Source organism: Limnospira sp. (assembly GCF_051859755.1).
Classification (GTDB): Bacteria; Cyanobacteriota; Cyanobacteriia; order Cyanobacteriales; family Microcoleaceae; genus Limnospira; species Limnospira fusiformis.
Genome location: NZ_JBIMLI010000141.1, coordinates 1 through 10,216, shown reverse-complemented (window position 1 = coordinate 10,216; position 10,216 = coordinate 1). Strand labels below are relative to the sequence as shown.

Annotated in this window: 5 protein-coding genes, 1 other RNA gene and 1 pseudogene; 3 read left to right on the top strand and 4 right to left on the bottom strand. The window is 45.8% G+C overall.

The genetic code is table 11. The features are described 5' to 3' along the window. Positions 1-449: 449 nt before the first annotated feature. Entirely contained in the window at positions 450-1,451 is a 1,002-nt protein-coding gene (locus ACTIE0_RS19615; protein WP_006623595.1) for a pentapeptide repeat-containing protein, read from the bottom strand. Positions 1,452-1,989: 538 nt separating this feature from the next. Here ACTIE0_RS19615 and ssrS point away from each other — a divergent pair. Beyond that, a non-coding RNA gene (gene ssrS, locus ACTIE0_RS19610) (6S RNA) lies at positions 1,990-2,174 on the top strand. A 93-nt stretch (positions 2,175-2,267) separates the two neighbouring features. Here ssrS and ACTIE0_RS19605 read toward each other — a convergent pair. Next, a complete protein-coding gene (locus tag ACTIE0_RS19605) occupies positions 2,268-2,462 on the bottom strand; it encodes a hypothetical protein (protein WP_006669505.1) in 195 nt (64 codons plus the stop codon). Positions 2,463-2,587: 125 nt separating this feature from the next. Here ACTIE0_RS19605 and ACTIE0_RS19600 point away from each other — a divergent pair, with 125 nt between their 5' ends. After that, positions 2,588-2,800 (top strand): hypothetical protein, encoded by a 213-nt coding sequence (locus ACTIE0_RS19600; RefSeq protein ID WP_439516958.1) that lies wholly within the window; start codon positions 2,588-2,590, stop codon positions 2,798-2,800. 126 nt (positions 2,801-2,926) lie between these two features. Beyond that, positions 2,927-7,351 carry a Calx-beta domain-containing protein gene (locus tag ACTIE0_RS19595; protein WP_006669504.1) on the top strand — a complete coding sequence of 1,475 codons (4,425 nt, stop codon included), beginning with the start codon at positions 2,927-2,929 and terminating at the stop codon, positions 7,349-7,351. Between the two features lie 265 nt (positions 7,352-7,616). On the opposite strand, the gene ACTIE0_RS19590 is transcribed toward ACTIE0_RS19595, so the two are convergent. After that, positions 7,617-9,779 (bottom strand): polyribonucleotide nucleotidyltransferase, encoded by a 2,163-nt coding sequence (locus ACTIE0_RS19590; protein ID WP_006623598.1) that lies wholly within the window; start codon positions 9,777-9,779, stop codon positions 7,617-7,619. Positions 9,780-10,149: 370 nt separating this feature from the next. Next, positions 10,150-10,216 (bottom strand): annotated as a pseudogene (locus ACTIE0_RS19585) (zinc ribbon domain-containing protein); the annotation flags it as partial.

Sequence of the window (10,216 nt, the reverse complement as noted above, 5' to 3'; positions counted from 1 at the left end):
GAGGGTAATAATTATTAATTATTAATTATTAATTATTAATTGTAGGGGCGGGTTCTGCTGTCAATTTTCCATCCCTACCCGGATACTAATAAACCCGCCCCACCACCGATAATTAATCATTCAGAAACCCGGTTTCTTGACCTCTGGGGAAAAACCCGGTTTCTTGACCACGATATTCTGCATCAGATGAATAAAATTTGCCGTTGACCCGATAGGTTATCCCTCTGACGCTACGAGGGTAATAATTATTAATTATTAATTATTAATTATTAATTGTAGGGGCGGGTTCTGCTGTCAATTTTCCATCCCTACGACTATCTTAATAAACCCGCCCTCTCCGGCTGTCAATTCTCCGCCCCCACCCGGATATTAATAAACCCGCCCCACCCTTTCCGGGGTAGCACAGGCAAAATCAAAAAGCAACCCCCCTGGGAGAGGGGGGAGTTCCATTATCTAATGCGACCATCTGGCATAATTGCACCAGTTAGGATAGCACCATTTAGGATAGCGCCATTGAGGGTAGCATCGCGGAAACTAGCATCGCGCAGGTCAGCATTTTCAAGGTTAGCACCATCCAAATTAGCACCCCAAAGGTAAGCACCCCGAAGGTTAGCCCCCGTGAGGTCAGCACCTCGCAGGTTAGCCAAATTCAGGTTAGTATTGCTCAAATCCGCATTTCTCAAGTCGCATTCTTGCAAGTCAGCCTTCATCAAATTAGCCTTAATAAACTGACCCCCGCGAATATTACTACCTTGTAGGTTAGCCTGTTGTAGGTTAGCTTCATCCAAGCGAATAAACCGCATTTGGGAATCTTTGAGATTAGTCCCCTGTAGGTTAGCACCTGCCATTTTAGCGCCACTGAGTTTAATTTCACTCAGTTCTAAACTACTAAAGTCGATCGCTTCTAAAGTTAAGCCATTCAGAAAGGCTTTTTCAAGTTTAACCCCGTTTAATTGCGCTCCTCGCAAGTTAGCCCCACTCAGTCGCGCTCCCGTCAAATTAGCCCAATTTAGGTTAGCTTTTTCTAAGTTAGCCGATCGCAAATTAATCCCATTAAGATTAGCGCCACAGAGATTCACACCCGGTAAATTAGCGCGATAAAGTGTCACCCAAGACATCACCGCGCCGCTGAGTTTTGCTCCCCTTAAGTTAGCTTTATGAAGTTGCGCGCCACTCAAGTCTGCTTTAGTTAAATCAGCTTCAATTAAGCAGCTATCTCGCAGTTTCGCATAATTAAGGTTAGTACCATACAAAAAAGCCCCATTCAGGTTGGCTTCTAACATAAAGCATCGTTCCAGGTAAGCGCGAGCTAAGGATGCTTCTTTTAAATTAGAACCCGACAGGTTAGCCGCGATTAATTTAGCACCAATCAAGTTGGCTGCGGTTAAATCGATTCCACGAAAATCTCTTTCTCCCCTAAGATATCGCTCTAGGATTTCTGTTTCTTTCATGTTGAGGATCTCCTTTTTCATCACACAAGTTCTGAAACAGTCTCCGGCGATCGCTTAGTTGAGTTTCGACTGATTCAGATGCCTTAATTTGCTGCACCTATGACGATAAAAGCTACTGCTAATAATCTCTTAATATTTATTTTATCTGTACCAGACAAAATTTGTGTATTTTGTTTACAAATGTTGATTTATCCTCTGATGTCTTTGTTGATTTTTTAAGCAATTTTAAAAAATTGTTCACGCCAAGCCGCCCCTAGAATTGACAGCCACCGGAACTCATGATATCATACTTTTATATAATTGAAACTTTGCTATTTTTAGTTTGTTAAAATGTATCCATCATTTAATATAATAGCAAAGCCAGGGGCAAAAGTCAACCCCCTCTCTATCTCCCTTCTAGCGCACCATCCCAGATCGCGAGTTGCTGGCCTGGGGGCGAGCAGATTGACGGGCCAGCCCTCTGGGGAGAGAGAGGGATTTGCATGATCCATTGTTAACCCCTAGACAATTTTTGAGAAAGCGCTATAATGGCAACAAGGTCCGGCTGTGACGTTGGTGACTGCCAAAATGTTTTTTTGATCTATAACTCTAAAAACAAGGGAACCCCTTAGAATCGAGTGGCAGTATACCGGGCATTGTACCCGGAAACTTGAAGCTCGGCAGTGGTGCCCACCTGGCTCGTCCAGGTCAAAAACTGAGGTAAGACGGCGTTGCGGTTGGGCTGTTTATTAACGAAAAACGAAAAAAGCCCGAGGTCGAGAAGTAGATAACTCGAGTTTTTCGGGCTGCATTTATTTGAGTGTAACCGTTGTGCTGTTAACTAGCCTGACGAGAAGCTATTTTTTCAAAATAAGCCTGAGTTTGCTGAAGCATCTCCTCCCGACTATCATTTTCTTTGGTTTTAGTTAAAGTAGGGATGAGGTTACGAGCCTGTAGTGTCATGTGTAGCTGGAGATCAGCCACATACTCGCTAACATCTTGACGAAGGGAACAAGCTGGGTATCTATCCATATCTAAATTCAAAGTGTTTCTCGTCTCTCAATCTAAGGTGTTCGTAATCACTCATAGAGAGTATCATGCTTATGTACAAACTTGACTAACCTTGTAATGATATTTAATCTTTATGATGGGCTTCTGTGACAAACCGTTACATTGACCGCCCCTGTGTCCCTGTACCCATCTACCCTAATCCCGGATGTTCAAGACCAGAGGATCTGAAGTTACCCACGGTTAAGTCTGGGGACTTCCCCTCGAAAACAGAAAGCAAAAACTCTGGTATTGTTGATATTCAAAAAATTCTGGGTAAACTTAAATCAATTCAAGAGACCCTCACAGCAACAGCAGCATAGAATAGCTAAGTTGCTTAGTTAGATCCGGAATTATGTGGATTATGCAATGATCCATAATCCAAGTGATATTGTGCGCTGACTTGATCAAGTTAGCAAAAAGGACTTATAAGGAAAGGTATCGTTAAGATGGTAAACATTATTATTGGCACTCCAGACCCGGATTTACTGTTGGGAACCTCAGAAGATGATGAAATTCAAGGTCTAGCAGGGGACGATACCCTTTTGGGGTTTCAAGGGAATGATACGCTGTTCGCCGGTGAAGGCAATAACTTGCTATTTGGTGGACAGGGGGATGATTATTTGTTCGGCGGACCAGGTAACGATACCCTATTCGGTGAGTTAGGGGATGATGTTATCTATGGGGGGGAAGGAAACAATTTCATCCTGGGAAATGCGGGGAATGACTCTATAGTTGGCGGGTCAGGAAACGACACTATTTATGGCGGTCAGGGGTCTGACACGCTGATAGGGGGGGAGGGAGATGATCTGCTATTTGGCGATCGCGGTAATGATATTCTCTACACAGGTAGTGGTTTTAACACCTTAACCGGGGGCGCGGGGTCAGATTTATTTGTAATTGGTGTAGGGTTCAATGGCGGTCAGACCGATGTAATTACAGACTTTAGACCGGGGTTTGACCTAATTGCTTTAGCTAATGGTCTGGAATTTTCCGATCTAGAAATTGCACAGCAGGGGAATGATACCCTAATTCGCGATCGCCAAACCAGAGAGAGATTAGTGCTACTAGAAGCCACAGATAGCACCATTCTCAACAGTGGCAACTTTACCAAATCCATCACCAGCATTACCTCAGTCTTGGAATTTTGGGAAGATAGCGTCAACGCTGACGAAAATCAGTCATTATTGCAAATCCCCATCACCAGAACCGGATCTCCTCTTGATAGAGTAGGAGCAACTCTAGTAGTAGCTGGTGATAGCACCGCTGACGTGATCGCAGAAATTCCCGTAATTTTTGAACCCTTTGAAACCTTCAAAGAATTTACCGTTTCTATAGTCGATAACGATACCCCTGACGGACCGAGACCAGTTACCTTAACCCTAGCCGATCCCTCTGGGGGAGCCAGTATTGGCCAAAGGAATGAGTTGATCATTAACATCCAAGATGATGAACCCGCACCAGTACCGCCCCCGCCCCCAGAACCGACGCCGACACCCATTCCAGAGTTACCGGCGCTAAATCTGCCATCAACTTCTCAGGTGAGCCTCACTATTGAACCGGAAGCCGTAGAAGAAGATAGTGGCAACAGTTTAGTTTATACATTAACCCGCACACCAGATTCTTTGGGAGTGCCTATAGCCGTAGATTTTTCTATAGGTGGGACTGCTATTTTAGGGGAAGACTACACAGTTAGCGGAGCCGTTAGATTTGATGGCGATCGCGGAACCGCAATATTTGACCAAAACGCTACTACCACCCAATTTTTGATCACCCCCATTGCTAATGATATTTTTCAGCTAGACAGAACCATAGAAGTCGTTTTAGACGACTCAGGATTTTTGTATATCGCCGAAATCGGAGGGAATACGGCCACTGGCACTATTATAGATGATGACCCACCCCCCAGTCCCCCTTTATATGACTTCAGCGACAGTCGTTTTATAGGTGTTGAGGGAGATGATCCTAATAATCCTGAATTTGTGGAAGTCACCATTGAGCGTTCTTTCGCCACCGAGGCACCCTCACGAGTCGATGTGGCAATTACACCCATTACTGCTGAACCTGGTCGAGATTTTGAGCCCACTCCCGATCCCACCCCAGTCATGTTCGACGCGGGACAAACCAGCGCCACCGTTCAAATTGAACTAATTCCCAATACCGAACCAGACCCCACCAGAACCGCCAATTTATCCTTTACCAACTTCTTTATTGAGAGTACAGCCGGGGAAATTGAGGGGGGACAACCAGGCCGCCAGAACCCCGAGGCTACCCTAGTGATTTTGGATGATGACGGACCATTTAGCTATGAGTTCAGTCAGAGTTTGTTCACCACCCTAGAGGGTTCCGATACCAACGTCACAGAAGTTGTGACTGTTGAAAGAATTGGCAGAATTAGGGAAGCATCTTCAGTCACCGTTGAGTTAAGTGGTATTACTGCTGTTCCGGGAATAGATTTTGAGCCAGAGGAGATAACTATTAATTTCCAACCTGATCAGATTTCCCAAACTGTTCCCATCACCATTTTTGGTAATTTGGTGAGTCAACCTAATCGAAATCTTGAGTTAAGTTTGGTTCCCGCAGAAGGGGAACTGGTAGGCGAGGAGAACCCCACCGCTGAATTAATTATTATCGACGATGATGATATCCCCACCTATGATTTCAGTCGCAGTATTTTTGAGGTCTCGGAAGATGATGGTGTAACTGAGACTGTCGTGGTGGTGCGCGGTGGTAATGCCAGCAATGCATCATCTGTAACTGTGGTTTTGCAACCGGGTCCGGAAAATCCAGCTACGCCGGGAGTTGATATTGTCGAGACTGAGGTGCGGTTGGAGTTTGCGCCGGGTCAAGAAGTCGCTAGGGTTCCCCTGGAAATTGTTGATGACGAAATAGCTGAACCCACGGAGTCGATTATCTTATCTTTTGAGGATTTTGAACCGAGGGGACGCGCAGGTGTCACTCATCCTACTGCGACTTTATTGATTTTCGATAATGATTCACCCCCAACTTATGATTTTGGTCAGTCTGAATATGAGGTCGAAGAGGGGGATGAGCGAAATACCACCATGGTGGTGGAATTGTTCCGGTCCGGGGATCTGAGTTCTCCCTCTTCTGTGGATGTGGTTTTAACTGGAATTACAGCCACTGAAGGAGATGACTTTGTTGGTAGTGTGATACCAATTCAGTTTGCTCAGGGAGAAACACAAGCCCGGGTTCCTATTGAAATTCTGGGTAATACCCTGGTGCAGCCTGACCGAACACTGCAACTAGACTTAGATGATAATTTTGTGGCGATTGTGGACGGAGAGGAGCGAATCCTAGGTCAGACTGGCACTATCAATCCTAGTACGGTTTTGACGATTCTCGATGATGATATCGCCACAGTTTCCCTACAGGTGCTTACTCCCGATGCTGTGCAGTCTAGTCTGGATTGGGAACAAGACCCTCCGACTATCACTCGCTCTAGTAATGCGGTCTTGAGGATTAGTCGCGAACCTGATAATTTTGGGGATCTTGAGATAACTTTGGATCTGGAAGGAAATCGGATTTCTTTGGAAGATTATCAACTCGAAATTGATGGTCAAGTGATTCCCACAGACGGGGAAACGGCACAGGTGACGATTCCTGATGGTGAAAGTAGAATTGAACTGGAGTTGGTGCCGCTTGATGATGACCACGCGGAGGCTGATGAGTCTTTGACTTTCCGCTTGGCCGAATCTGATTTTTATATTGTTGACTCAAATGATAACCAGGGGACGTTAACTATTCTAGCTAATGGTACTGGGGTCAGGCAGTTAACTGATAGTCTTGATACGACTGAAGAAGCCTATTTTGACAGTATTGAAGGGTCTTTGCGACAGGCGGTTATCAATGCTGTGAATTTTGGTGGCACACAAAAAATTACTTTTCTTGATGAGGCAGAATCAGGAACAATTAATCTGGTGGGTGCATTACCAACTCTCAATGGAGATATTTATTTTGACGGTCCGGGAGCCAATAATTTGACGATTCAGCGTGATCCGGATTTGACTGATGAGTTTCGCCTGTTTAGGGTCAATACGGGGACGATGACTTTTGATGGGTTAAGGTTGGCTAATGGTTTGGCACCTGGAACTGACCTAGACGTTTCTGTAAGCACTACTTCTGGTAGTCGCGGCGGTGCGATCACTATTGTCTCTACTGATGCGAATGTTACTATTATCCGCAGTCTGATTGAAGGCAATGCGGCTAATAATGGAGGGGCGATCGCTAATTCGGGAATTCTGAATGTTATCGATTCCACTATTGCTGATAATCAGGCTGTTAATGGTGGTGGCATCATTATTATTGATGGAGAGGTTAATGTTACCAACAGCACTATTGCTAATAACTCGGCTCAAATCGGCGGCGGGATTTTTAACTCTGTTGCTGATCTGACTTTGACCAACAGTACCATTGTTGATAATACAGCGATCGCCAGTGGTGGCGGTGTCCGCAACATTGGTGGTAGTGCTAGTCTCCAAAATACTTTGATTACTAATAATACCGCTCCCTTCGGTCCTGATGCCGCAGCGGCTCCTGAATTTGCCTTTAACAGTGGTGGGGGTAATTTGATTGGAGATGGCAGTGATGCCTCTGGCTTAACTGATGGGGTAAATGGTGATATAATCGGCAGCGCAGATGACCCTGTGGATGCTCTCATCTCTCCCCTGGCTAATAATGGAGGACTCATCCCAACTATTGCTCTTTTGGAAAATTCACCAGCAATTAATGCCGGGAATAATACCTTTGCTGGTGGTTTTGTTAATCCCGGAGAGTTCGACAGCCGGGGTCTCGGATTCCCTCGCATTGTCAACGATACCATTGATATTGGGGCTTTTGAGTCGGAATTTTAACTAGAAAAACTGGGGATATGGGAATAGTCCATCATGGACAAATAACTCCCCTATTCCCCTCACCCTTCTCTGTGGTTAATTACCAGATTGACTATTGACATCTGATGAGACTTGACCTACAATATTATCATGGGAAAATGTGGGCGCATATATAGTGTAAAATTAACCCTCACAGATTCCGAGGATGATTAATAAACAATTGTAGGGGCGAACAATTTTCGCCCCTACTGCGGGGAAACGCTTGTGGAGAGGGCAATTAGGTCAACTATTGCACAGTGCCACTACTAGCAGCAGCCTTGGCGGCGGCGGCTTCGTCGGGGTGTATTTTTAGGCGGGTTAAGTTAATCCGACCTTTGGGGTCAATTTCGCGGACTTTCACGATGACCTCATCTCCAACAGCCACCTCATCCTCAACTTTGGGGACTCGGTATTCTGCTAATTGAGAAATGTGAATCATGCCTTCCTTTCCAGGTAGAACTTCCACAAAAGCACCAATAGGAATAATCCTGGTAACTTTCCCTACATAGACATCTCCGGCGTTTAGCTTGCGGGTCATACCCTGAACAATTTGGTAAGCGCGGGCGGCGTTTTCGCTGTCTGTAGAGGCAATGGTAACAGTGCCATCATCGTCGATGTCAATTTTAACGCCTGTTTCTTCGGTAATTCCTTTAATGGTTTTACCTCCCGGACCAATGACCAGACCGATTAAGTCTGGATCAATTTTCAATGTCAGCAGGCGAGGTGCGAAGGGAGACAGGTCAGGACGATGTTTGGGTAGGACTTCCAGCATTTTCTCGAGGATATGCAGCCGCGCGGGTTTAGCTTTGGCGATCGCATCTGCGACTACATCCAAGGACAAGCCAGTAATCTTCATGTCCATTTGTAGGGCGGTGATACCACTATCGGTACCTGCGACTTTAAAATCCATATCTCCCAAAAAGTCTTCAATCCCTTGAATATCTGTGAGGATACGAACTTCCGACCCTTCTTTAATCAAACCCATCGCCGCGCCACTCACAGGCTTGACAATGGGAACCCCAGCATCCATCAAAGCCAGAGTGGACCCACAAACGGACCCCATAGAAGTAGACCCATTAGAGGATAGCACCTCAGAGACAATCCGAATCACATAGGGGAACTGCTCTTTTGATGGTAGCACAGGCAATAAAGCCCTTTCCGCCAAAGCACCGTGACCAATTTCTCTACGTCCTGGCGATCGCATAGGTCTTGTTTCCCCCACAGAATAGGGAGGGAAATTGTAGTGGTGCATATAGCGTTTTTCATCTTGGGGGTGGAGGTCATCAAGATCTTGAGCATCTCCGGGGGTCCCCAGAGTAGCAATAGAGAGGACCTGAGTTAGACCGCGATTAAATAAACCACTACCATGGACTCGTTTTGGTAATAATCCCACCCGACAGGACACCGGACGCACCTGGTCTAAATTGCGACCATCAACCCGCACTCCCTCGGAGAGGATTTGCTGTCGCATGAGTTTTTTGGTGATGTCTTTAAAGATCATCCCCACCGCTTTAGGATTTTCGGTATTGAACAAGCTAATGGGGTCATCTTCTGGCATTAGTGCGATCGCACTGACAATTTGCTCTTCTTTGATCACATCAAGAGCAGCATCCCGTTCATCTTTGGTCAACTCAAACTGACCCAGAACCTTTTTAACTGGTTCTGTAACCCGTTCTTGGATAAATTCTATCAAAGTCGGATCTTCTGGTGGCGGTTCTTCGATCGGGTTCTCAATCCCCAATTCCTGCATAATTTCAGTTTGGGCTTTAATCAAATCCATGACCGCCTCATAACCGAAATCGATCGCCTCAATCACATCATGTTCTGGCAATTCATTAGCCCCCGCCTCCACCATGACCACACCTTGGGGCGACCCAGCCACCACCAAATCGAGGTCACCGTTTCTAATTTCCTTGTAGGTAGGATTAATAATGAAATCATCTCCCACTAATCCCACACGCACCGCCGCCATAGGTCCATAAAAAGGAATTCGCGCCAACAACACAGCCACAGAAGCACCTGTTACCGCCAGAACATCCGGTGGTACTTGCTCATCCATAGACAAAGTAGTGGCAACTATTTGAATATCATCTCTAATCCAACCGGGAATGAGAGGACGTAGGGGGCGGTCAATCAAGCGACTGGTGAGAGTAACGCGATCTGGGGGGCGACCCTCTCTCCGTAGAAATCCGCCGGGGATACGACCACCAGCATAAAGTCTTTCCTCATAATCTACTAATAGGGGCAGGAAATCAATTCCCGGTCTTCCTTCTGCACGAGTTGCTGTTACCAGAACTGATGTATCTCCTGATTCTACTAACAGGGCTCCCCCCGCCTGCGGCGCTAGTAATCCAATCTTGAGTCTAATATCCCGTCCATCAAAGGATATCGACTTATCAATTTCTTGCATCTATTTTCTCTTCCTTCCTGCTATCACAAATTCTCACCATCTTGACACCCACCTAAGCAAAAACAGGGGAACCATCCCAGGTATCCGCCTATCCAGTTTTTGTAGATGCGATCGCAATGGGTTAAAGATCTCCCCGCCCCATTATGGGGGAGTCATACCCCAGGCTGAAAATTTTTCCTGCCTATTTTTTATTTTTCAGTACCGATCGCTGCTGCCACCTTTAAAGATACATTTTCAGCTATGTTGGCACAGTTGACACATCGAGCGTGGGAGGGGTTTAATCAGTCAATCAGTAATTAGCCTAGCTGTAAGCCAGACTGTTTGTGATCATCTGATGTTTACATCAAGAGATATCAAGGGACTGATACATTTACGCGACATTTTTCCGGTTGTTCCCGGACAATGCGACGATAGCACTATTACCCGTTAAGGTAACA

Excerpts from the sequence above, each read along its gene's own strand:
- ACTIE0_RS19615 (WP_006623595.1), bottom strand. The coding sequence starts at position 1,451 with ATGAAAGAAACAGAAATCCTAGAGCGATATCTTAGGGGAGAAAGAGAT.
- ACTIE0_RS19605 (WP_006669505.1), bottom strand. The coding sequence starts at position 2,462 with ATGGATAGATACCCAGCTTGTTCCCTTCGTCAAGATGTTAGCGAGTAT.
- ACTIE0_RS19595 (WP_006669504.1), top strand. The coding sequence starts at position 2,927 with ATGGTAAACATTATTATTGGCACTCCAGACCCGGATTTACTGTTGGGA.
- ACTIE0_RS19590 (WP_006623598.1), bottom strand. The coding sequence starts at position 9,779 with ATGCAAGAAATTGATAAGTCGATATCCTTTGATGGACGGGATATTAGA.